We start from the raw sequence: 23,426 nt of genomic DNA on the forward strand, positions 1-23,426 counted from the left end.
AAATGTATAGTCAAGAAAAACAACAAGATATTATAAATAATTTACATACGATCAGAGATTATATCCGTTGGTCAATTTCTGAGATGACAGCAAATCATGTTTATTTTGGATATGGCTCAGATTCAATGTGGGATGAGGCTGTGCATTTGGTACTTAGTGCGATAAATGTATCGTATGATATTGATAGCAATATGGTTGGTTCAAGACTTCTTACAGAAGAGAGAAAAATGATTATCGACTATGTTTATCAAAGAGCATGTCTGCGTAAGCCATTACCTTATATTCTTAAAAAAGCCTGGTTTGCTGGTATGGAGTTTGATATCGATGAGAGAGTTATTATTCCACGGTCACCAATAGCTGAGCTTATACGCAATGAATTTTCACCATGGATTAATGATATTGATGATGTTACCAGTGTGCTTGATTTATGTACTGGTAGCGGTTGTATAGGTATTGCTTGTAGTAATGTTTTTGAAGAGGCGAACATAACTTTGGTCGATATCTCTGATGATGCTTTAGCAGTCGCAAATCATAATATCAAAAAGCATCAATTAAGTGATAGAGTCAAGGTGGTTAAGTCTGATTTATTCAACAACCTTCAAGGACAAAGGTTTGATCTGATAGTTTCAAATCCTCCTTATGTTGATAAACAAGATTTAGATAGTATGCCACAAGAGTATCATTATGAGCCTAAGCTTGCTCTGGAAGCTGGAGATGATGGTTTAGATCTTACAAAAAGAATCATTCTAGAGGCAGATCAATATATGACAGAAAAAGGTATTTTGATAGTTGAGGTTGGTAATAGTCAATATGCACTAATGGAGATGTGTCCAGATATTCCATTTACATGGTTAAGTTTTGCTGATGGTGGTGATGGAGTATTTTTACTTACTTATGCTGAGTTAGTCAAGTATAAAGATTCATTTAAAAAATATTTCCAAATAAAATTTATATTATAATCTCTCCAAAATCTATTATTACTAAACTTAGCATATGTCTAATGATCTTTTTAAGAAGATATCCTCTGATAAAACAGTTATTTTAATAATCTGTCTTTTTGGTTTAATGTCGCAATTTGCCATAGATAGCTTTAAACCATCATTGCCACCATATTGCTGAATATTTTCAAGCAGCTGCTAAAGATATTAAGCTAACAGTAGGAGTATATTTCTTTGGTATGACCTTGCTCGATGTCAGGCTTTGGTTACTTATCAGATAAGTATGGGCGTAAGCTGGCGCTATTGGCTGGGTACTTAGTTTTTTTGTGTATAATTGTCCAGAGTGAAACACAGTTACTGCTTTTCCGCTTTTTACAAGGTATCGGAATTGGTAGTTCTTTTGTATCTTTCCGAGCGATTATTAAAGATGTTTTTATGATACTCAATCACTTGCCAAAGCTAGTCTTGTAATTACTAGTATTATACATTAACACCACCATTAGCTCCGATTACTGTAGGTATCATTCAAGAAACTATTGGTTGGCGTGGTAATTTTACCTTACACTCAATAATGGCGCTAACTATTACAGTTTTAATTGTAAAATATTTATATCTTAAAGTTATTCCTAAAAGTAATTATAAAGTCTTAGAAGCATACAAAAGGATATTAACCCATAAGGTTTTTGTTCTGAACGTTATATGTAGTGGGTTAGCATTATCATTGGTTTTTGTCTTTGGAACACTTTCACCTTTCTTCTTTCAGATTAAACTAGGTTTTTCTGTTGTTGAATATTCATTTATATCTGCTCTGCTGGAGTAATTATACCTTCAGTAATATTTTTAATATTTTTTAAAAATACAATCAGTAGACTAGATATGATAAGGTTATAATTTATTGTAGTTGTTTCTCAGTTTTGAGTGGTTTATTACTTGCTTTGTCATATTTTATATTTAGCCTAAATCCTCTAGTTATTCTTAGTTTTGTGTGCTTTAGCATTTTGCGGCAATATTTTTCAGTACACAGCTACATATGTATGTGCTTACAGGGACATTCACACTGAGATAGGTGTAGCATCATAGCATCCAGCGGTATTTGGATTTATACAAATAGCTGTCACAACTGTTTCATCATCGCTTGTTTCAACTGTGACTTTGAGTAACCAAGTTGTTTTTGGCTTATTAATAACAGTACCACCATTGTTGATAGTGATATTAAAAAGTATTAGTTGAAAGAGAGTTTTAGCTAATATTTTATATATGTAAATAAAAACAAATAAAAATATGATTGTACTCTGTACACGATGATTTTTTAAAACTCTTAAGTATGGTTACAATAGTTGCTAATAGGTTTCGCTACTTACTTAGTAAGCTATAGTGATGTACTTTTTTCATTGCATAAAAAGTACGCAAAAATGCTAGCCCCAACTATCGCTTAGTTATACGCCAATAATGGCATATACAAAACTCGCCTAGTTTTAAAAAAATGTCTCAGACAGTTTTGTAGCTGCTATTTCATTGGCTTAACAACCGCTAATCGCAAAAGTGCTTCTTTATGATTTATATTCATTTTAGTTTTAAATTATAGAATAATAGTAGCATCTTTCGAATGTGGATATTATTTTTCATCGTGTACAGACATAATTGTAGTTAATGATGAATAGATAAGAAAATCTAATCTTCGATTATATTATCTTGATTAGTAGTATTTTTACAATAAGCTACATATAGCGTTTGTCTGTAATTATTAGATAGAATATAGCTTCAATTAGACCTTCAAAATATATATGATCAATAGTTGATACAAAGATTATGAAAGGCATAACTAGAATTATTAAACTCCTAAAACCAATTCTACGATACTCAAAAGCACCAAAGATCGACATAAGAATAACAAGAATTATATTTAGATGAATATTAGTCTCTACCTCAACAGTATTTAGTAGCATGGTTAGTAGTACGAACAACAATCATAACAAATATTCTTGCTTTAGGAGCAATCGCACCCATACTAATTGGTGTTGTCATATAGACAATAATATTAAACCATGTCACAATAAGCATCAGAGCAGCCAAGTTGTCAGAAAACATTAAGAAACCAGCACAAATTAAAAAGTTAGCAATTAATGGTCTTCTTGAAATATTCACTTTTTTGTTAATTTTGGCAAAATATCTTTGCATTTGACCTTCAGCTGACATCGAGTATAGCATTCTCGAAGAAGCACCAAGGTAGCTATAGCCTGTTACAGAAGGGCTAACAATACTGTCTATAATTAATAAAACAGCTATATAGCCAAGTCCTATCACTGTAGCTATTTGTAATAGAGGGGATTCAAAGTCTAGTCCGGCCCAACCCACCTTTTGATATTAGATACTCATGTGGTACTGCTTGCATGAAAGCATATACAATAAAGATTATAACTATTGCCGCAGGTAAAAACATTTTAAATACCGTTATACTATTATTTACACTTGCAAGTAGTTTGACTCCATAGAAGTTAATAATTAGGTAAATAACTAATATGAATAAAGATAATAACATTCTGTAAGTTGATATTAATGCCATTATGCATTAGCTATTCAAAACCTTTAATTCCAGCAAGATATTATGTTGTTGCTTCAGCCTCTGTAGATATTCATTACCACGATACCAAACCAGTTAGCAAAAATAAATGGCATCGCAAAGACATTATTATATGATAACACGCTTGATCTTGTTGTAGCACCTCCTCTTACTGGAAATACTGATACTACTTTCGCCAAACATAATCCGATCATCATAATCATAATCGCAGCTGATATACAAGCTAAGAAAGCCCAATTTCCTGCTGTTTTTGCTGTAAGTTGTGTACTAAATAGCTAGCCTGAGCCGACCATTGATGTCACACCAATAAGGATCGCACTAAACAAAGACATCTTTTAGAAGTATTAATTTCCATTATAAAAAATCCTATATTTAAAATACCGATATAACTTAACTTATATACATAAGTAGTTCTGATTGGCAATATAATCTCTAGCTAAAAATACTAAAGAAATTAGTGGTTTGAATATCTAACTTTAGGATAAATATATTATTTAGGCCTCTTAATTATTTACGAAATAGCTTTTAAAGCTATTGTTTTTAAAGACAAGCTACTGGTTATGTTAATATAACCACCACGAGTTTCATTCTGAGCTTGAATCGTAAAATTAGGTTTATTTTTAGACTCGATTTTTAGATTATTATTGATACTAGGATAGAAATTAATGCTAACTAAATATGGTGATGGAGGGTTACTAAAATTATAATTGTTAGATATCGTCGTAGCAGAAAGCTAAAAAAGAATATCAAAAAGTATAGTTTTTCATATTGAGTAAAAAAGTAAATTCAAAGGAGAAAATTCGAGAGCTTCCCTAAAAGGATTATCGATATTCTTGAGATATTTTGTCACCATTTTATGATGGATTTTATTAACTTTTTCTAATGGTTTAAGTTTTTTTATCAAGCGCTAGCCACTGAGTAATTATGTCTTTGAAAACTTTACTATAGAAATAGTTGGTGAGATTTTATGATCAAAGTAGATTTGATCATAAAAATACTTAGGCATACAGAAAATATGTCTAACTATTTCATTATTAGCATTTATTTGTTATATTTTGCTATTATCAACTGCTGCAAAATCATTCAGGTATAAAGCCTTGAGAGTTGAAGTCTCTTTGTGTAGCACTACTGTTATCAATAGAAAGGCTTAAAGAATTTTTTGGTCAAAGACTTCTACTAATTTTTTAGCTGTGGAGAAAGATATATTATTTTTATTATTGAGTTTATTTACTTACTTTAACCACCAATTCATTTTCTCATTATCTACTTCAAGGTTGTTATAAAGTTCAATACATGAAATTATTTGTGATTTAACCTGGTCCGAGTAAATAAATTATCTGCTGTTTACCAGTAGCTAACTTGCGGTACGCAAAGTAGATTACAAAACCGTACGGAGGGAGCTTTTCATTAGGATAGTTAAAATAGTTGTATCGCATCTTTATACCTTTCTAAAAGCTATAATATAGTTAACATCAACGCCACTACCAAGTTTGAAATTATTTGTAAGTGGGTTGTAATGCACACCTATTATCTTTAGTGTTGTAAAACCATATTTTTCTGCTGTTTTTATTAGTTCATAAGGTTTGATAAATTTGTTATAGTGATGTGTACCTTGAGGTACCATTTTTAGAATATGCTCAGCAGCAACGATTGATAACAGATATGATTTAAGGTTTCTATTTAAAGTAGAGGCAAAAAATAAACCATCTTTTTTTATTAGCTTTGCGATCGAAGCGATGATACTCTCTGGGTCTGGAACATGCTCCAACATCTCCATGCAAGTTACAATGTCAAAGTCTAAATTGCCTTGTATGACAAAATCTTCTACAGTTGAATTTATGTAGTTAATTTTGAGCTTATTCTGCTTAGCGTGCTCCTTGGCTATACTTATAGCTTGTGAAGAGGCATCCAAACCATAAACATCGTTGCTATTTTTTGTGAGTGACTCACTAAGTATACCACCACCACAACCAATATCGATAATTTTTTTATTATTAAGATTGGTAAATTTCTTGATAAATTCTAACCTTAGTGGATTAACTTGATGTAGAGTTTTTAATTCACCATTAAGATTCCACCAACTACTAGCTAAACGAGAGAATTTATCAACTTCATTACTATCTATGTTGCTCATATAATTTTGAGAGTTATTTAATAATTATTCCCTAAATAATATCAAAGATAAACTACTAAGAAAATTTTTATTAGAGTTTTATACGCTAATTTACTATAATAATTCTTGTATTTTTTTGCCAACCTAAATAAGAGATAATTTTGATGAAACTAAGTGCTAAGTCTGCTTTGCTATTATCAATATTAAGCGCGACTTTAAGTAGTTGCTCGAGTTGGAAAACTACTACTGATAATCGTGATCCTTTTGAGAGTTATAATAGGTCAATGTATGCTTTTAATGATAAGGCTTATGAGATTTTGACTCCTGCTGCTAATGTGTACGATAAAGTTGTTCCGGACTCTTTCAAGAGTGGAATATTCAATATATTCCAAAACTTAGCTGAACCTGCTAGAGTCGTAAATGATATGTTACAAGGTGAATGGGATTATGCTGGTGATGATAGTTTTAGATTCTTGACAAATACTACTTTAGGTATAGCAGGTTATTTTGATGTTGCTTGTAGTTGGTTTAATAAACCGATGAGATATCATCAAAGCTTTGCTGTTACATTACATAAATGGGGTGTATATCATGATAATGAAGTATCACCTTATGTAGTGTGGCCTCTTATTGGTCCAGGTACATTAGAGGATATTACTACAGGGGTTGATACTTTATTTAACCCGTTAACTTATATATTTTTCTTTGCTCCTGTCGCTCCTGCGATAGCTTGGGGGGTCAGTGTTGGTACAACAGGTGTATATTATGTTAACCAAGGAGTATCTTATTTACCATCATATTCAAATCTTAAAGAAGTCTCTATAGATCCTTATATAGCGATGAGAAATGCTTATTTACAAAACTACGATTATGGTGTGGCTAAAGTACTAAAACAACAGTTAAACAAAGCTAATGCAACTATTCAGACTGACCAAGCAGTATTAGGTGTGCTAGGATTAGATAGTGATAATGTCAATGCACAAATTGCTACTACTACAGGTGGTACTAAGTTCAAATCTTCAGAACCTCCAGTTATATTCAAGAGTAGTATTAGCACGATTAACAAAGCTTCACAAGTTGAAGAAGCCTTTGATCAAGACTACCCAAATAATAGTACAGCTCTTGATTTAGCTAATGTTGATAATGATGATACAACACAAAGTGAAGCTACTAAGCTAAAAATAGAAGTCAGAGATGCCAAAGCAAACCTTCCAGGTGATGCAGACTCACCAGCATCAGCAGTTCAAACTTTAGCGGAGCAGGGTTAGTTTTTGATTTATTGATATTCGAAAAAATTTTTACATACTAAGTAAAATTTGTATAGCATATCTTTAGTTTATATTAGTGGTATTTTAGCTCTATAAAAATCAGGGATAGAAAATAAGGAAGAAAAAATAAAAAACTTATTTAACTTCATTAGTAGCTATAGTTTTCATTGCTATAGCATGTAGCTCACCAGAAAGGATATACTCATTTATTTTTGAATAGACTAATTGTTGTCTTTTAACTTTACTAGGTATATCATTAAACTCTTTGGCAATTATAGTTGCTGAGAAGTGTACATTATCATCGCTTTGAACATCTACTGTACAGTTTTTTAGAGAATTCTCTAAGATATCCTTAAGTTGTTCCTTTGTCATTTTTTCTCCTGATATATTTAATTAATATATTCTTCTAAAATAGTTTTAGCACCATGTACCTTTGCTAAAGAAAGTGTCTTTTGGTCAATATTTTTAAATATGATTTGTATATTATTTTTTTGAGCATATTTTATATATTCAATTATAAGTGATAGGCCTGCGCTATCAATCCTATCACATTTAGCAAAATTGATAATCCAAGTTTTATCTAATTTTTTTAGGTTTTTTCTAAAATGTCTATATATATCAGCAACGGTTTTTAATGTTAATTCTGTTTCTATAGTCCATTTATTATTATCTACAGTTATCATTGTATATTTTGAAGATTATAGTTTTTGTCTAAAAGTTTAGGATATGTTTTTTCTTTAATCTTAATTGTGACTTTTTCAGTAGCTTTTGTCATTTCAACAACATTTGGATATGGTGCGAATTGTTGTTGATATGTTCTTAGGATACTAACACCAGCTACATCAAAGTCATAGACATACCATTTACCATCTTTTTGGAACATTTTTACAGCAAAATCTGAACTTTGATTATTATCTATGTTTGTAATTTTACCATTTACAATAACAATTGGCTTGCTCTCCCAGCTTGTATCATTGTTATTAAAAGGGAATAATGTAAGTTTATATTTACTAGCACTTGCAACATTTTTAGCATACATGAATGCCAACATCTCTGTAGCTGAACGTATGAACTGTTTTTGTTCCTCAGGTGTTGCTTTTTTCCATTTTGGAGTTCCAACAACAAGCTGGGCAATTACACTAGGCGCAACTACTGGAATGATTTTGCGATTAACAAGGCTCAGTAGCTTGTACGGATCTTGTTTATATTCATCGGCATTTTTTATAAGTTTGTTTTGGGTTTTTACAATAGTTCTGTTAAGCATATTAACAGGGTTTTCTATTGCCCAAACACTTGAAATTGTTAATATTATTAAAGATAAAAAAACCAAAATTTTACGTAGCATAACCGGAAGCTCTCAAAGTTAATTTATAACCTTAGATTTTAATACAAAAAAATATATTTTAAAGCGGTTGTTATTATTCTTTGTTTTTATCATCATCTTTACCTGCAACAAAAGTATTAATTAAAGATCCTAAATCAATTGCTGATTCAGTATTTTCTAATGGTATTACACATCCTTGATGTAGATATTTACCTTGCTGTGAGGAGCTAGTAGAATCAGCTATACCAGCTATAACCATTATATCTTCACTAGGGGGGCTTAAGACAACATAGTTATCACCTAAGATTCCTGACATAGCAATTGATGCAGAGTAATTAACAGGGATTTTTTTGTCACTATTTATTGTCATAGTCACAGCAGCCATAAAACCATTATAGCTCTTTTCAAGTGTGATTTTAGTTACTCTACCAATCTCTACACCAGCTATTTTTACAGAAGCATTTGTACGTAATGAGCCTACATTTTTAAATTCTGCTGTAATAGTATATTCCGGTATATTAAACGCCTTAAATGATGTACCACTGACTTTGAATGTTAAAAATAATAGACACAGCACACCTATTATTATAAAAATTCCTACTGAGGTCTCAAAATATTTGTTCCTCATCAAACGCCTCCAAACATAATCAATGTTAAAATAAGATCTGCACCCAAAACACTCATACAGCAATAAACAACGGTTTTTGTAGTAGCTTTAGCTATGCCGTTTGAGTCTGGTATACAATAATAACCTTGGTATAAAGCTATCCATGCAGTTATAGAAGCAAATACAACGCTTTTTATAATTCCATTAGATATATCTGAAGCTGTAACTGACGATTGGATATTGCTCCAAAACTCTCCATAGCTAATTCCTAAAGCTGTCTCTGCAAGTATTAAACCTGCAAGTATAGCAACAGTTGCAAAGATAAGTGCTAAGATTGGACCACTTATCATACATGCCCAAAACCTTGTAGATAATATAAAGCTAATTGGATTAACATTCATAACCTTGAGGCTATTGATTTGGTCGGTAGCCTTCATTAGTCCAATTTCTGAAGTTATTGAGCTACACGCTCGTCCAGCAAAAAGCATCGCTGTAACTACTGGTCCAAGTTCTCTAAGCACACTAAGTGCAACCATCACTCCTAATAACGAATGGGCTCCAAATTTTGATAGGGTATAATAGCCCTGTAAGCTTAAAACTAATCCTATGAAAACACCAGATGTAACTATAATAATAATTGAGTTAACTCCAACAGCCTTTATTTGAATAATACAATCTCTAATAATTAATTTACTAATAAGTATTCTAATTATTAAGCTAAGAGATTTTACTAAGCTATATATGAAAGAGAGCGTAAGAATATATACTTTGCTGAATATTGTCACAAACTATCTCCCTAAAATCTCTTTTTTAAAAAAATTTTCTTCTAAATCATTATGATTATCATGATTATGATCTAACGGTTTACCAGCTAAAAAATTTTGTATCTGTTGATCTTTACTGTTTTTTATATTTTGCGGTGAGTCGCTAGTTATAATTTTTCTATTGCCTACTATAATAATGTGATCAGATATGCTCAAAGACTCTTGGATATCATGCGAAACTATTAACGAAGTCACATTTAAAGATTCATTTAAGGTAGATATTAATTCTAGTAATTTATTAAATGATGCTGGATCTTGCCCTGTAAAAGGTTCATCATACATCATAATATCAGGATCCATTGCAATCGATCTTGCAAGAGCTATTCTACGCGCCATACCACCAGAAAGCTCGCTTGGCATCATATTGATTGTATGTGCTAATCTGACAGCTTGAAGCTTGAGTAGTACAATATTTCTTATCAGTTTTTCATCAAGATTAGTATTTTTACGTAATGGAAAAGCTATATTGTCATAAACACTCAAATGAGTAAAAAGGGCACCTGACTGAAAAAGAAAGCCCATTCTGCGGCGTAGTTTTTCTAGTTGGGTTTCTTTAGTTTTTTTCTCAATAGTTGCATCATCAATATAGATTTTACCTGATGCTGGTTTAATTAGTCCAGCTATGAGTTGCAATATGGTAGTCTTACCAGCACCAGAAGGTCCTAGTATTGTAGTTATTTTGTTAGCAGGAATTGTAAAAGTAATATCGTCATAAATACAGTGGCTATCTCTATAAAAAGAGACATTTTTGAAGCTAATATTACACATTATTAAAAATAGTATTAGTTAAAAGGAATATTAACTTCTATGGTTGAATTTTTGCTATTATCTTCGACTTTTAGATCAATATCTCTAATATTTTCTTCAGATAAAGCAACATATTTTTTGACAACTTCGATGATTTCATCTTTTAGTTCCGCAAGTAAGTGGCTACTTATCTTAGAAGATCTTGGATGTAACTCATTTCTTTGGTGAGCAACGATGATCTGTAGCCTTTCTTTAGCTACTAAAGCACTCTGTTGTTTTTTACCTAATCCAAAAAGTTTAGCTAGCATATTATGATTTACCTATCAATTTTTTAAAGAAACTAGTTTTTTGTTCAGTATATCTCATTGGTATATCTTTACCAAGCATTCTGTCTACAGCATCAAAATATGCTTTAGCGGCAATAGAATCATTGAAATGTGTGATTGGGTGACCACTATTTGAAGCCTCTAAGATGTCTTTAGACTCTGGAATAATACCAACGATAGGTGTATATAGTATTTCACTAACATCTTCAGCTTTAAGCATTGCGCCAGCTCTTGCTCTAGCTGCATCATATCTATTGAGAAGTAGATGAATTTCTTTAAATTCACCTTCTCTTTGAGCTTTAAGAGTTTTGCTAGAAAGCATACCTAGTATTCTATCAGAGTCTCTAACAGATGACACTTCAGGATTGGTGACTATAATTGCAGCATCTGCACATCTCATAGCCATTAGTGATCCTTTCTCAATACCTGCTGGAGAATCGCATAAAATAATATCAAAAGAGTTTCTTAATTCTTCAACGAGTCTATCAACACCTTCTTCAGTTAGAGCATCTTTATCCCTAGTCTGTGATGCTGGAATAATGTATAAATCATCGATTCTTTTATCTTTGATAATAGCTTGGTTGATAGTTGCTTCTTCTCTGACAACATTTATCAAATCATAGACAACTCTTCTTTCACACCCCATTATAAGATCGAGGTTTCTTAAACCAACATCAAAGTCAATAACAACTGTTTTAAGACCTTTTTTAGCAAAAGCATATGCAACAGCAGCACTTGAAGTAGTTTTACCAACACCACCTTTACCAGAAGTAACTACAAATACCTTGCCTTGTTTTTTTTCAATCATTTTAACCTAACCCCTTTCATTTAAATTTCTTTAAAAATTTAAAAACCTTCTATATGTATCTTATCGTCTTGTAGATAGACTATATATCCATCAGTGTTAGTATTTTCTACAGGTATGCTCTCATTATTTAGTGTGACATACTTACCTGCTATTGATACTAGTTCTGCCCTTAGGTCCTTACAAATTATTTTAGCATCTTTGTTGCCAGAACTACCAGCAATTACCCTGCCCCCGATTCTACCATACACAATAATGCTGCCATCAGCAATAATTTCAGCGCCATTATTAACGTTTGCAGTAACAATAACATCACAGTCACGTGCATTTATAGATTGACCAGTACGTACTGGGGTAGTAACAATTTTAGCAGCAGTGAAATTTTTGTCCTCGTCGACACTAGTCTCTTTAGATTTACCATTTTTAAAAATATTATGGCCAGCTTTAGCTAATTTTGTTTTTAGTTCTTTGTTGTCAACAACAAATCCTATAGGAATCATTCCGTTAGCTTTAAAGGTGGCAATTACTTTTTCTAAAAAGTTAACTGAGCACTTCTCATTTTGATCGATATCACGAATATCAATAGCAAAAGGGGTATTATGAAAAAATGATTTAGATTGAGAAATTTTTGAATTCAATAAACTCTCAACCTGAGTAAATTCAGTTACATTAATGTTAATCGCACTGATAGTATAACTACCACCTTTGAAATGAAAAGCTTGCTTCATATGTAAGGCCTTAAGAATTAAGAAGGTTATCTCAATTATTTTATTTTAGCTTCTTTATACATTACATGCTTGCGAACTACTGGATCATATTTTTTGATTTCCATTTTGTTAGGCATTTCTCTTTTGTTTTTTGTAGTAGTATAGAAATGTCCTGTTTTCGCAGAAGAAACTAATTTGATTTTTTCTCTCATGGTAATTTCCTTATAAAAATTTATTAAATTTTATGACCTCTAGCTCTAAGATCGCTAAGAACAGTTTCAATACCCTTCTTGTCGATGATTCTCATACCTTTAGAGCTAGCTCTTAGCTTTATGTATCTGTTTTCACTTTCTACCCAAAATCTATGTGTGTGAAGATTTGGTAAGAATCTTCTTTTTGTTTTGTTTTGCGCATGTGAAACACTATTTCCAGCAACAGGTCTTTTACCTGTAACTATACAAACCTTAGACATTTAGAAACCCTCCCTGGGCAAATTTTATTATTTTTATACAATACCTTAGCGATTTTATTATTTTTTGGTTTAAAAGTAAACCAGTAATATAAATAAGTTTTGTTGTTTTGTCCTAGATAATATGATTTGTAACTATAGAGTTGGTGTTCGTCCAGCATTTTGAGAGTTCTGAATATTGTTGTTATAGCTGAAGTTATTATCTCCTTCGAATAGTTCACTAGGGCTTGATTTATTATTGAGTACAGGAGGTGTTGGATCATTATCAACCTCGGTTGTAGAATCATTATAGTTATCATTTACTGAAGCAGAACTACTTTGTTGATTTTGTTTCATTGTACTAGAATCAGATTTTGCAAGGGTTGATTCGGATTTGAGGTTTGTTTCTTTAGGAAGATATAAATCGCCGGTCTGACCGCATGCGCTGAGTAATAAAATTGCCGCTATTATTGAAATTGCAACAAATTGTTTTTTCATAACTTAGATCATAAATTAAAGTATTGATAACTTAGAATTTAACAATAAATGTTTGATTTGGCAATTCAATTATGTATTTAAGCACTAAAATGCTAAAATTTTAACTAGTTTATTTGTTGTTAAATAATCTTATGAGGTTTGTTGATTTTAGTGGGGTCGGTAAGGCAACTGTTAAGGCACTGTCTAAATATAATTTACATAATCCAAATGATCTATTAACTTTTTTCCCAAAAGACTATAAAGATACCCGTGTTATAACACCTATTAATTGTCTTGTTGCCGGTAAGAAAAGTTTGATCGAAGGACGAGTTACTAATGTTACATATAAGAAAATTGGTAAAAAATTTTTGCGTTTTAATGTCAGCGATAATACAGGTTTTTGTAGTGTAATATTGTTTAAATTTTACACTAATCAGGTAATGATACTTGAGAAGTCTAAGTATGTACGCTGTTATGGTAAGGTTGAACTATCTTTGAATCCACAAATGGTTCATCCGGAATGGGCCGTTGTCAAAGACGGTGAATGTGCTTTAAAACAGGGATTTTCAGCCGTTTATCACCTTAAAAAGATTCCTGATAGATTGATTTCTAGGATGATTTTGAAAATATTGCAAGACAATAAGGTTAAAAATATTATCCCCGCACAGATGTTGCGTAGATTTAATTTAATCAGTTTTTATGATGCCTTGTATTATGTCCACGCTTTGACAAATTATGTTGATGAGAAACACTTAAACACAGCGAGATTTTCTATTAAATTTGAAGAGATGCTTGCTTATAAACTGGCTGAGCAAAATATTTGCAAAAACACCATAAAAGCGCAAGCGCCACAACTATATTTAACGAAAATACAGCAAAACGAATTTTATAAAAAGTTACCATATCAACTAACTAGTGCTCAGCAGAGAGCAATCAAAGAAATTCTTGATGATATTAAACAACCTAAATCGATGAATAGACTTTTACAAGGTGATGTCGGAGCTGGTAAGACTATTATTGCAACTATGGCAGCATATGCTGCAGTTAAATCTGGTTATCAGGTTGCTATAATGGCGCCTACTGAAATTTTAGCTGAGCAACATTATAGTTTTCTCTCTCAGTATCTAGCTAATTTTGATGTAAAAGTCGTCCCATTATTAGGTAAATTATCAGCAAAACAAACTTGCGAAAGTTTAGGGAAAATCAAGCATAAAAAAGATTGTGTGGTTGTTGGTACTCATGCGATTTTTCAAGAGCGAGTGGAATATTCCAACCTAGGTTTAGTAGTTGTAGATGAACAGCATAGATTTGGTGTTGAGCAGCGTTTAGCACTAATAAATAAGTCATCATCAGCTGCTAGAAATCTAACACCACATCAATTAATAATCTCAGCAACACCTATTCCGAGAACTTTAGCAATGACTTTATATGGTAATCTCAAACTATCTATTTTAGATGAGTTACCACCTAAGCGTAAACCAATAGTTACAACTGTGTTAAATAGAGCTAAAAAACAGAACTTAATCGAAAAGGTTAAACAAGCAGTATCACGCGGCGAGCAGGTATATTGGGTGTGTCCATTAGTTGAAGAGTCTGAGAGTATGGACTTTTTGCAAGATGTCAAAACCTTATATCAAGAATTACTTGAAGCTTTGGGTAAAGAAAATGTTGGTCTTATTTATGGTAGCATGAAATCTAAAGATAAAATCGAGGAAATGGCTGCATTTAAGGCTAAAAAATACGCAGTACTTGTAGCAACAACCGTTATAGAGGTTGGCGTTGATGTGCCAAATGCAACTATTATGATAATAGATAATGCTGAAAGGCTTGGTATATCACAACTTCACCAGCTTCGCGGGCGAGTTGGTAGAGGAACTAAAGAAAGCTATTGTATTCTGCTTTATAGTGATAGAATTAGCGAGGTTGGCAAAAAGAGATTGTCATTAGTAAGAGAATCTCAAGATGGTTTTTACTTAGCGGAAAAAGACCTAGAAATTCGTGGTGCTGGTGATGTCCTTGGTAAGGAACAGTCAGGAATATCAACCTTTAAAACTTTTGATATTAATGAGTATTATGATAATTATGATAAAGTTCTAGCACTTGCTAATTTGATAGAGAAAGATTATCCAGAGCTAGTTGGTAAACTAATTAAACGCTGGTTTGATAAAAGAGTAAATTATGTGGAAGTTTAAAAATGATTTTACTAAGTATAGTGTCGAACTTATAGCCTTGTTAGTTACTCTTGTAGTAGCTAAAATATTGTATAATTCTAGTTTTAGAAAAAAATAAACTCAATACAACTAAGGAGTTAATCATAAATGCGATAATAGTTACTTTTGTATTTTTGTATATTTGTAGTCTGATATATGTGTTTTTGCTAAATATTGTCTAGCTTTTGTTGTTAATTATTTCTTAAAATACTTAATATCAACGCTTTATTATCACTTTGATTAAGTTTTGCATAAATGTACCTATTAATAATATTCTTGATTGTCTTGCTAGCGGCATTGTGCTCATTTTATATGCTATATAAGTTGGCTTCAGGTCATGATCAATATCCACTACAAAAGCTCTCACAAAAGCTAGCTCTAGCTTTTACTGGGGTTATATCTTTTACAGTGGATACTATCGGTGTTGGCAGCTTTGCAATAAATATTACTATTGCAAAAACCTTAAAGTTGGTTAAAGATAACGAGCTTCCTGGTTTTGTTAATGGTGCCCAAGTTTATTCCAGGAACTATAGAGGCAGTGTTTTTTCTTGGTGCATTACATGTCGATTTTATAACCTTAGTGGTCTTAGTTATAGGTGCGACAATAGGTGGTTTTATTGGAGGAATCTTTGCATCAAAAATTCATACAGCAACAATTAGATTAGTAATAATTGTTGCGTTTATTTTGATGATTCTTTTATTAGTAGGTAAGCTCTTAGAGATTTTACCTATAGGTGGTTTCTTAGTTAAGTTAAATGGTTATAAACTTATATTAGGGTTTATTGGCATGTTTGTCGCTGGTTTTCTAGTTTGCTTTGGTGTTGGTTTATTTGCTCTAGTTCAAGCAATACTTTTTTTACTTGGAATGTCTCCTGTAGTAGCTTTTCCGATCATGACAGCTGCTGGGGCAATACAGCAGCCGGTGACAACTTTTGCTTTTTTGATCAATAACACTGTACCTATTCGAAAAGTTCTGATAGTTAATTGCTTTGGTGTGATTGTGGTTTTTATAGGCTTTAATATTGTGACGATGCTTTCTGTTAATCAGTTGCAATGGTTATTGATGATTGTTATTACATACAATGTAATAAGCTTAACTAGATCTTTTATCAAACCAGAATAGCCATAACTTTATTGGCTTATGCTGAAAGATAAACTAGCTTAAAAATTATACTATTACTGTTATAATAGGTAATGAGAATTAATTTTAAAAACAAGAGGATTTTAGTAAATGGTTTTTATCAAGACAGAAGACCTAATAAATAGTGTTGCAGAAGCATTACAATATATATCTTATTATCATCCAAAAGATTTTATTGATGCTATGTATGAAGCATACCAACGTGAAGAGTCAAAACCAGCAAAAGATGCTATGGCGCAAATTCTAATAAACTCAAGGATGTCAGCAATCGGTAAGCGTCCAATCTGTCAAGATACTGGGATGGTATGTGCTTTTGTCAAGGTTGGTATGAATGCTAAACTTGATAAAACTGATAGAACAATTACTGAACTTGTTAATGAAGGTGTGAGTCGAGGCTACAATGATCCATATAATCCCTTAAGAGCATCGATGGTTTTTCCTGCCCATGGAGCTAGAAAAAATACCAAAGATAATACTCCAGCAATCGTATATATTGATTTAGTCCATGGCGATAAAATTGAGGTTGATATTGCTGCAAAAGGTGGTGGTTCTGAATTTAAATCTAAATTTAAGGTACTAAATCCTAGTGATAGCATCATTGATTGGATTGAAGAAATATTTCCCACTATGGGTGCTGGTTGGTGTCCGCCTGGAATCATTGGAATTGGTATTGGTGGCACTGCAGAAAAGGCAATGCTTTTGGCTAAAGAATCTCTTAGTGAAGAGATTAACATCCAAGATATTATCAAAAATGGTCCACAAAACGAAACAGAGCAATTAAGACTAGATATTTATAATCGTGTTAATGCTCTTGGTATAGGAGCTCAAGGTCTAGGTGGTTTAACAATTGTTTTAGATGTTAAGATTAAAGAATATCCAACACATGCCGCATGTAAACCGGTTGCTTTGATTCCAAGCTGTGCGGCTACTCGTCATGTTCATTTTGTTTTAGATGGTTCTGGCGCTGTTGATTTACCAGCCCCTAAGATAGAAGACTGGCCAGTAATTAAACAAACACAAAATGATGATGTTAAGAGAATAAATCTTGATACAGTTACTAGAGAAGAAATTGAAGCATTAAGGTCAGGAGATAATGTTTTGATTAGCGGTAAGATCTTAACTGGTCGTGATGCTGCACATAAGCGTTTACAAGATATGTATAACGCTGGAGAGGAATTCCCTGTAGGCTTAAAAGATAGGTTTATCTACTATGTTGGTCCTGTAGATCCAGTTGGTGATGAGGTTGTTGGTCCAGCTGGTTCCAACTACTGCTACACGCATGGATAAATTCACTCCTTTTATGCTTGAGAAAGCTGGTATTATGGGGATGATAGGTAAGTCAGAGTGAGGGCAGGCAACTATTGACTCAATCAAGAAAAATAAAGCTATCTACTTCATGGGTGTAGGTGGTGCTGCTTATCTGATATCTAAGTCTATCAAAAAAGCTGAGGTTGTTGCTTTTGCGGATCTTGGTATGGAAGCAATTTATGAATTTGAAGTTGAGGTATGCCAGTAACAGTTGCTGTTGACTCTCTTGGAGTTTCCGCTCATAAGCAGGGTCCTAAACTTTGGAAAGCAAAAATCGCTGAGATAAATAAAGGTTAATAAGTTATGCAAGGGTTGGTATTTTTTATTATAAAAATATTTTTTTTGTTTTAGCATTATCTGTACTAGGCACGATAGTAGCAATAATTATTAGCAAGGCTAAGCAAGATAAACAGTATCAAGATAATAGCCGCTAAAATGACTAACCAGCAAGGCTTATATACATTTCAAACAGAATTTTATATTACCTAGTTTTAGAAGGAAAAATTAGGTAGTATCTTTGCGCAGTGTGTTATTAAAAGTTATAAAGGTTGCTGGCAAATAAGGCAAATACAAGGTGCTGATTATGCAGTTAAATTCTGGCTTAAGTTTATTAAACAATTACTTGGTGATAATTATCAAATATCAAGTGTAAATAGTCATGAATAGGAAAGAGTAACAAGGCAAGAGTTTTGTATATACTAATGAAGTTATTATGAAAGATAAAATATTTGAATTTATAAAAAAAGTCCAAGCAATAGCTCATACAGGAGTTGTTTATTCAAAGTGTCCATATGCTTTAGATAATTACCATGAACTTTTAGAGCTAAGCTCAAAAATGCTACATCAATATATTAAATCAGATGTCCAGCCTTATGATATCTATAGGGAGATGTATTATCCTACACCACAACCTGGCGTGCGTGTGGTTATCTTTAAAGATAATAAACTTATGATGGCTGAAGATGCTGATACTCCAAATGAATGGACCATTCCAGGTGGTTGGTGTGACATTGATCTTTCACCAGTTGAAACATGTGTCAAGGAAGTCAAAGAAGAAACCGGTTATGATATTAAGGTAGTCAAATTTTTAGCTTTAATGGATAGAAATAAATATACTCAAAGTGAGATATATAACGTTTATAGTCTGGTATTTTTAGCAGAAATTATTGGTGGTGAAAATAAGCCAAATTTTGAAGTTAAGAAAGTTGGTTTTTTTGAAATTGATAAGTTGCCAAAGTTATCACATAAGCTTACAAAAACAGAGCTTGATATTATTTTAGAGGCATATAAACAAGATACAATATATTTTGAATAGTAGAGAGGAGGTAAAATATGATAAAGTATTTGGAATAAATAATTGCACGAGTGTTAGAAACGTACTTAAATTCTTTGAAGAAAAGGGTAAAAAAGTTGAGTATGTTAATCTTAAAAAAGAAAAGCCAACCTGGCAAGAAATGCAGCAAATAAAACAAATTGGTGGTTTTGAAACTATTGATCTGTTTAATTCTAACGGCAAGCTTTTTGCTGAAATAGGCCTTAAAGAGAAATTAGATAGTTTATCAGAAGAAGAAGCATTTAAACTTCTAATCACAGATGCTTTATTATTCAAAAGACCGTTAGTTGTAGATGGTAACTACGCTAGAACTGGCTGGAATAAGAAAGAATACGAAGAAAAATGGAGTTAGAATAACCTAACCTTTGTTACTTTTTTACTATGTAGCATCAGATTTTGCTTTTTCAATCTTAGCATCTAGGCTAGCAGCTTTTGAAAGATTTTGTTGAGCTTCTGTATTTAATACATTTGCTTGGTCTTTCTCATATTGGGATTTAGAACTATCTGCTTTAGACTTCTTGTCAAGATTGCTTGCATCTGTAATAATGTTGTTAGCTTGTAATTGTTCATCTTTAGCTTTTTGGTTTAGTTATTACTGTTGTTGCTCAAGATCTTCTAAAGTACGCTCTTTTTTGTTTGGTCCGTACGATGTTAGCAATGTTATACATACAAATGATGTTAATAGTAGCATTGAAATTTTCCTTAGAGTTATTGTTAATTCTTCTATAGATAATTAAGAAATTATTGATAGAAAAGTTCTATCAGTTTCAATTATGCTAAATAATAATTTCGTTGTAAATATAAAGAAGACTAATGATTTGTCAGTGGCTATAATGATAGTTTACTAACTGCTGAGAATTTTTCGCCAATGGTATTAACTCAAATTGTTAAGAAATTTCAAAACTTACTCCACCACCAGATGTTGAGGTTGTCTCATTGTCTTGCTTATTGAATTTATAAGTATCATTGTTGATAAATTCTGTACCTTGAGATGTAACTTTTTTCTTGAGAATAAACATTATTTACTTGTCCAAGAATGCTTATATCCTCTTGACTTGAACTACAAGAAGAAATTAAACCAGTTACTAGAATTAAAAGTAATATTATAATCTATTTTTTTATGGTTATATTATCTGTTCTGTGCCTACGGTAGTTTAGCAGAGTATTATTTTAATTATGCTTAAGGAAAGTCTTCTAGTAAATTAAAAATAAAACTTTTTTAGAATAGATTAACAGCATGAAGAAACATAATAAATACAAAAAAAGTGTAATAATAGCCTGCTGTAAGGTTTAGTTCTTTTTTCTTACAGAAGATTGAAATCAAAAACCATACTATCATTCCAGAGACAATACCTGTAGATATTGATCATACTAAAGTCATAATAATAGTGAAAAACGCAGGTGTAGCTTGAACAAGGTCACTCCAATCAACATTTGTCACTTGCTGCATCATCATTATCCCTATTAGTACTAGTGCTGGAGAGATCACCTCTATTGGGATAGAACTTATTAATGGTGATAGAAATAAAAAAGCAGAAACATTAAACCAGCAAAGATGGCTGTGAGACCTGAGCGATACCTACTCCAGATTCAACAATCACAGTTGATGGATTTGAGCCTAATATCTCAGATACCGTTGCACTTGTAGCATCAGCAAGAAAAGTTTTTTTGAGTTCTTTATCATGATGTTTATGTTCTTTACCTATACTACTATATAGGCTTGATATACTACCAGTACCATCAAATAAGTTTAAGAAACAAAATGTAAAAATCGTTGATAAAATAATAAATTTTAACCATTAATAAAATCGATTTTGCCAATAAGAGAAAGATCAAGTAAGCTTATTATATGTGTGTAGGTAAAGATACTATTTTTTGCTGAGAAAAATATTCTAAAGGTAAGCAAAGCATATATCCAAGAATAATAACAATAATACATAAGGCACAGGAATTTTTTTGATAAATAAAATTATCGGTATAATTAAAATGTTATAAGCAGTAATGTATGTACATTTAAGCTATTAAAGGTTCATAAGCCCTCGTTAGATGTTATAAACCACTATTCGTAAAAAGCCAATATAGGCGATAAAAAGTCCAATACCAGGTCCTAAAGATTGTTTGATTGGCTTAGGTAGGCTAAGCATAATTTTAGTACAAATGTTTAGGATTACTAGTAAGCTAAATATTATTCCTGACCAGAAAGTTGCTGCTAAAACAGTTTGCCATGGTAAGTGGTATACTGAGACTGCAGTATATGCGAAGAAAATATTCATCACCATTCCAGGAGCAATTACAAAAGGATTACGAGTAAATAATCCCATCGTTATACTACCCAAAAGCGGAGATTAGAATCGTAATAGTAACTAGCGCATTACTAGGCATCCCTGTTGTTGCTAAGACTTTGGGATTAACGACGATGATGTAAGAGATTGCTAAAAATGAGGATAATCCAGATAAAAATTCTTTTTTTATCGATGTATTATGTGCTTTTATATCAAAAAATGACTCTATCTTATTTAACATGATATTGTAGCTAAATAACTAAAAGTTATGTTTTAGTGATTAGTAGTAAAAAGTCTATTTACTTTGATTATTTATTGTACTTTGCCACGCAAAGTTTTTTAGTGTTTGCGCTTATAACAGTAGTTAATAATGTCATTACAGCTTTGAAGATTATGGTTTTATCAATATCATAATACTGTTTATCCATAATAGTATATGAACCAGGTTGTACTTCAGTTACACTTTTTATATCGCAGTCGATTTCATATGTACCGGTTCCAGAACCTGATTTTATTAGATTAGATAGACCTATTTTTCTATTTGTGCTTTTAGCTGACCAGTGTTGTTTAAAAGTTGTTCTTTAGCACTAATGCGTTGTTGCATATCTTTGATGTGTTGTAATTGACCAGCATAGCATTGTATTCCCTTGATCTGTTAATAATTTTTCTCGTTTGCTACTATAGCAAGTTTAAAAGCGGTAGTAAAACTTATACCTGTACGGCTAATATCAGCATCAATATCAATAAGTATATTAATTTTTTGTTGTAGTTATTCTTCAAGCGTGTTTAGTTGTTCAACATTTGCTAATGAGTTTGTAACAACAATAGTTTCCGGAGATATTCGAAGAATTTTAACTAGTGCCTCACGCTTTTTGTTGGTAACAATTGGAGATACGATTAGTAAGTTTTTTATTCCTGCTTTTGCAAGTTCTAAGGCTTTGATAGGTTTAGTTATCGAAATTCCTATAATAGTCTAATTGTAATTTACAAATATCGGTACATTTGTGAGTTTTAGCATGAGGTCTTATTTGTTTACCTTTAGCTTGAGAGAATTCTTGTATAAGCTTAATATTTTGTCTATGAGTTTTGTTTTGTCTATAACTAGACATGGAGTATCAAGTCCAAACTTATGTTTACCTATTATACTGTTATCAATTTATTTATACTTCCTTTGACTTATTGTGATTAATTTTTATCAAATCTTTATAATACCTGCCAGGAATAGACTCAATTAATGATTTAAGCTCTAACTCAAATAAAATTGATGTTACATATTATATGGAAGTTTTGATTTGATAATGATTTTATCAACTGTAGTTAGTTCTTTATCTATGCTATTTAAAATTGTTTTCTCAGATTCACTTAGGGAGATGATTTTGTTATTTTGATTGTCAGTAGTTGATATTTGTGAAGTATTTGAGATTATATTTATTTCTTCAAGGATATTATTAATGTTACAAACAAGCTTAACTCTTTTTTTATAAGTTGATTGTAGCCTTGACTAGTAGTGCTAAAGATACTATCAGGTATGGTAAAAGCTTCTTTGTTTTGCTCTAAGGCAAGTTCAGCAGTTATCAAAGAACCACTCTTACTTGCAGCTTCTACTACAGCAATAGTGTTAAGATTGTTACCTATAGCATATTTATGAGCTAGAGTATCTATGCCATATGCTAGACCAGATATTATAGACAGCTGTGAACCTTTTAGTTCTACACAAAGTTTTGCTGTGACATTTTTGCCATAGTTAGAATGATTACTAGCACCAACTATGACTAATTGCTGACTATTAAGAAGATCGATATTACCGCTACAATGTAGTATCAAAGGAGGGTTGCTTATGTGTCTGAGGTTGTATTGATAACGACTATCTATATACGTAATTATTTGATTTTTGTTGCTAGAACCTAATCACTTAGAAACTTTATCTAAATATTCTAAGTATTTTCTTTGATTAAGGAAATCTCTATACTCTCTTGACGCAGAGACA

Annotated in this window: 21 protein-coding genes and 7 pseudogenes; 9 read left to right on the plus strand and 19 right to left on the minus strand. The window is 31.9% G+C overall.

From position 1 onward, the window contains the following. Nucleotides 1-2 precede the first annotated feature (2 nt). Entirely contained in the window at nt 3-959 is a 957-nt protein-coding gene (gene prmB / locus C9379_RS03345) for a 50S ribosomal protein L3 N(5)-glutamine methyltransferase (RefSeq protein ID WP_143384906.1), read from the plus strand. A 34-nt stretch (nt 960-993) separates the two neighbouring features. Then, nucleotides 994-2,168: pseudogene (locus C9379_RS03350) on the plus strand (MFS transporter). Nucleotides 2,169-2,609: 441 nt separating this feature from the next. Here the strand turns inward: C9379_RS03350 and C9379_RS03355 are convergent. From C9379_RS03355 to ubiG, 3 genes and pseudogenes are all read right to left on the minus strand, one after another. Then, nucleotides 2,610-3,874 (minus strand): annotated as a pseudogene (locus C9379_RS03355) (APC family permease). Between the two features lie 408 nt (nt 3,875-4,282). Continuing rightward, nucleotides 4,283-4,955, minus strand: a pseudogene (locus C9379_RS03360) (hypothetical protein). A gap of 2 nt (nt 4,956-4,957) precedes the next feature. Further along, entirely contained in the window at nt 4,958-5,653 is a 696-nt protein-coding gene (ubiG, locus tag C9379_RS03365) for a bifunctional 2-polyprenyl-6-hydroxyphenol methylase/3-demethylubiquinol 3-O-methyltransferase UbiG (protein WP_143384907.1), read from the minus strand. A 143-nt stretch (nt 5,654-5,796) separates the two neighbouring features. Here ubiG and C9379_RS03370 point away from each other — a divergent pair, with 143 nt between their 5' ends. Beyond that, complete coding sequence (locus C9379_RS03370; protein ID WP_143384992.1) at nt 5,797-6,900, plus strand: MlaA family lipoprotein; 1,104 nt, start codon at nt 5,797-5,799, stop codon at nt 6,898-6,900. 135 nt (nt 6,901-7,035) lie between these two features. Here C9379_RS03370 and C9379_RS03375 read toward each other — a convergent pair whose 3' ends face one another. The 12 genes from C9379_RS03375 to lptM all read right to left on the minus strand — a co-directional run bounded on the left by C9379_RS03375 (nt 7,036) and on the right by lptM (nt 13,186). After that, nucleotides 7,036-7,272: a BolA/IbaG family iron-sulfur metabolism protein gene (locus C9379_RS03375; RefSeq protein WP_143384908.1), complete on the minus strand. Its 237-nt coding sequence runs from the start codon at nt 7,270-7,272 to the stop codon at nt 7,036-7,038. A gap of 17 nt (nt 7,273-7,289) precedes the next feature. Then, nucleotides 7,290-7,583 carry an STAS domain-containing protein gene (locus C9379_RS03380; protein WP_143384909.1) on the minus strand — a complete coding sequence of 98 codons (294 nt, stop codon included), beginning with the start codon at nt 7,581-7,583 and terminating at the stop codon, nt 7,290-7,292. Continuing rightward, complete coding sequence (locus C9379_RS03385) at nt 7,580-8,245, minus strand: MlaC/ttg2D family ABC transporter substrate-binding protein (protein WP_143384910.1); 666 nt, start codon at nt 8,243-8,245, stop codon at nt 7,580-7,582. The genes C9379_RS03380 and C9379_RS03385 overlap by 4 nt, the downstream gene beginning before the upstream one ends. A gap of 73 nt (nt 8,246-8,318) precedes the next feature. Beyond that, nucleotides 8,319-8,852 (minus strand): outer membrane lipid asymmetry maintenance protein MlaD, encoded by a 534-nt coding sequence (gene mlaD / locus C9379_RS03390; RefSeq protein ID WP_143384911.1) that lies wholly within the window; start codon nt 8,850-8,852, stop codon nt 8,319-8,321. After that, the gene (locus C9379_RS03395; protein ID WP_143384912.1) at nt 8,852-9,616 is read right to left on the minus strand and encodes an MlaE family lipid ABC transporter permease subunit; all 765 of its coding nucleotides are present in this window, start codon (nt 9,614-9,616) and stop codon (nt 8,852-8,854) included. Before C9379_RS03395 ends, mlaD begins: the two co-directional genes overlap by 1 nt. A gap of 3 nt (nt 9,617-9,619) precedes the next feature. Next, the gene (locus C9379_RS03400; protein ID WP_143384913.1) at nt 9,620-10,423 is read right to left on the minus strand and encodes an ABC transporter ATP-binding protein; all 804 of its coding nucleotides are present in this window, start codon (nt 10,421-10,423) and stop codon (nt 9,620-9,622) included. Nucleotides 10,424-10,437: 14 nt separating this feature from the next. Continuing rightward, nucleotides 10,438-10,710 (minus strand): cell division topological specificity factor MinE, encoded by a 273-nt coding sequence (gene minE / locus C9379_RS03405; RefSeq protein WP_143384914.1) that lies wholly within the window; start codon nt 10,708-10,710, stop codon nt 10,438-10,440. A gap of 1 nt (nt 10,711) precedes the next feature. Beyond that, complete coding sequence (minD, locus tag C9379_RS03410) at nt 10,712-11,536, minus strand: septum site-determining protein MinD (protein WP_143384915.1); 825 nt, start codon at nt 11,534-11,536, stop codon at nt 10,712-10,714. A 38-nt stretch (nt 11,537-11,574) separates the two neighbouring features. Continuing rightward, nucleotides 11,575-12,261 carry a septum site-determining protein MinC gene (minC, locus tag C9379_RS03415; protein ID WP_143384916.1) on the minus strand — a complete coding sequence of 229 codons (687 nt, stop codon included), beginning with the start codon at nt 12,259-12,261 and terminating at the stop codon, nt 11,575-11,577. Nucleotides 12,262-12,296: 35 nt separating this feature from the next. Further along, nucleotides 12,297-12,452 (minus strand): 50S ribosomal protein L33, encoded by a 156-nt coding sequence (gene rpmG, locus C9379_RS03420; RefSeq protein ID WP_143384917.1) that lies wholly within the window; start codon nt 12,450-12,452, stop codon nt 12,297-12,299. Nucleotides 12,453-12,475: 23 nt separating this feature from the next. Then, nucleotides 12,476-12,712 (minus strand): 50S ribosomal protein L28, encoded by a 237-nt coding sequence (gene rpmB, locus C9379_RS03425; RefSeq protein WP_143384918.1) that lies wholly within the window; start codon nt 12,710-12,712, stop codon nt 12,476-12,478. 132 nt (nt 12,713-12,844) lie between these two features. Continuing rightward, the gene (lptM, locus tag C9379_RS03430) at nt 12,845-13,186 is read right to left on the minus strand and encodes an LPS translocon maturation chaperone LptM (RefSeq protein ID WP_143384919.1); all 342 of its coding nucleotides are present in this window, start codon (nt 13,184-13,186) and stop codon (nt 12,845-12,847) included. A 131-nt stretch (nt 13,187-13,317) separates the two neighbouring features. Here lptM and C9379_RS03435 point away from each other — a divergent pair, with 131 nt between their 5' ends. From C9379_RS03435 to C9379_RS03455, 5 genes and pseudogenes are all read left to right on the plus strand, one after another. Further along, nucleotides 13,318-15,357, plus strand: a complete 2,040-nt coding sequence (locus C9379_RS03435) for an ATP-dependent DNA helicase RecG (protein ID WP_143384993.1) — start codon at nt 13,318-13,320, stop codon at nt 15,355-15,357. 520 nt (nt 15,358-15,877) lie between these two features. Next, nucleotides 15,878-16,498 (plus strand): V-type ATP synthase subunit I, encoded by a 621-nt coding sequence (locus C9379_RS03440; RefSeq protein WP_143384920.1) that lies wholly within the window; start codon nt 15,878-15,880, stop codon nt 16,496-16,498. Nucleotides 16,499-16,606: 108 nt separating this feature from the next. Then, a pseudogene (locus C9379_RS03445) lies at nt 16,607-18,121 on the plus strand (fumarate hydratase). Nucleotides 18,122-18,536: 415 nt separating this feature from the next. Continuing rightward, nucleotides 18,537-19,139 carry an NUDIX hydrolase N-terminal domain-containing protein gene (locus tag C9379_RS03450; RefSeq protein WP_143384921.1) on the plus strand — a complete coding sequence of 201 codons (603 nt, stop codon included), beginning with the start codon at nt 18,537-18,539 and terminating at the stop codon, nt 19,137-19,139. Continuing rightward, nucleotides 19,132-19,509 (plus strand): arsenate reductase family protein, encoded by a 378-nt coding sequence (locus C9379_RS03455; protein WP_143384922.1) that lies wholly within the window; start codon nt 19,132-19,134, stop codon nt 19,507-19,509. Before C9379_RS03450 ends, C9379_RS03455 begins: the two co-directional genes overlap by 8 nt. Before the next feature lie 27 nt (nt 19,510-19,536). Here C9379_RS03455 and C9379_RS03460 read toward each other — a convergent pair. The 3 pseudogenes from C9379_RS03460 to C9379_RS03470 all read right to left on the minus strand — a co-directional run bounded on the left by C9379_RS03460 (nt 19,537) and on the right by C9379_RS03470 (nt 21,680). After that, a pseudogene (locus C9379_RS03460) lies at nt 19,537-19,869 on the minus strand (hypothetical protein). A 175-nt stretch (nt 19,870-20,044) separates the two neighbouring features. Continuing rightward, nucleotides 20,045-20,267 (minus strand): annotated as a pseudogene (locus C9379_RS03465) (hypothetical protein). A gap of 109 nt (nt 20,268-20,376) precedes the next feature. After that, a pseudogene (locus C9379_RS03470) lies at nt 20,377-21,680 on the minus strand (solute carrier family 23 protein). Nucleotides 21,681-22,221: 541 nt separating this feature from the next. Here C9379_RS03470 and C9379_RS03475 point away from each other — a divergent pair. Then, nucleotides 22,222-22,416: a hypothetical protein gene (locus C9379_RS03475; protein WP_143384923.1), complete on the plus strand. Its 195-nt coding sequence runs from the start codon at nt 22,222-22,224 to the stop codon at nt 22,414-22,416. 451 nt (nt 22,417-22,867) lie between these two features. Here the strand turns inward: C9379_RS03475 and C9379_RS03480 are convergent, their stop codons facing one another. Beyond that, nucleotides 22,868-23,323 (minus strand): DNA-processing protein DprA, encoded by a 456-nt coding sequence (locus C9379_RS03480; protein ID WP_318263354.1) that lies wholly within the window; start codon nt 23,321-23,323, stop codon nt 22,868-22,870. Between the last annotated feature and the right edge of the window lie 103 nt (nt 23,324-23,426).

This window comes from Francisella-like endosymbiont (assembly GCF_003069505.1).
Taxonomy (GTDB): domain Bacteria; phylum Pseudomonadota; class Gammaproteobacteria; order Francisellales; family Francisellaceae; genus Francisella.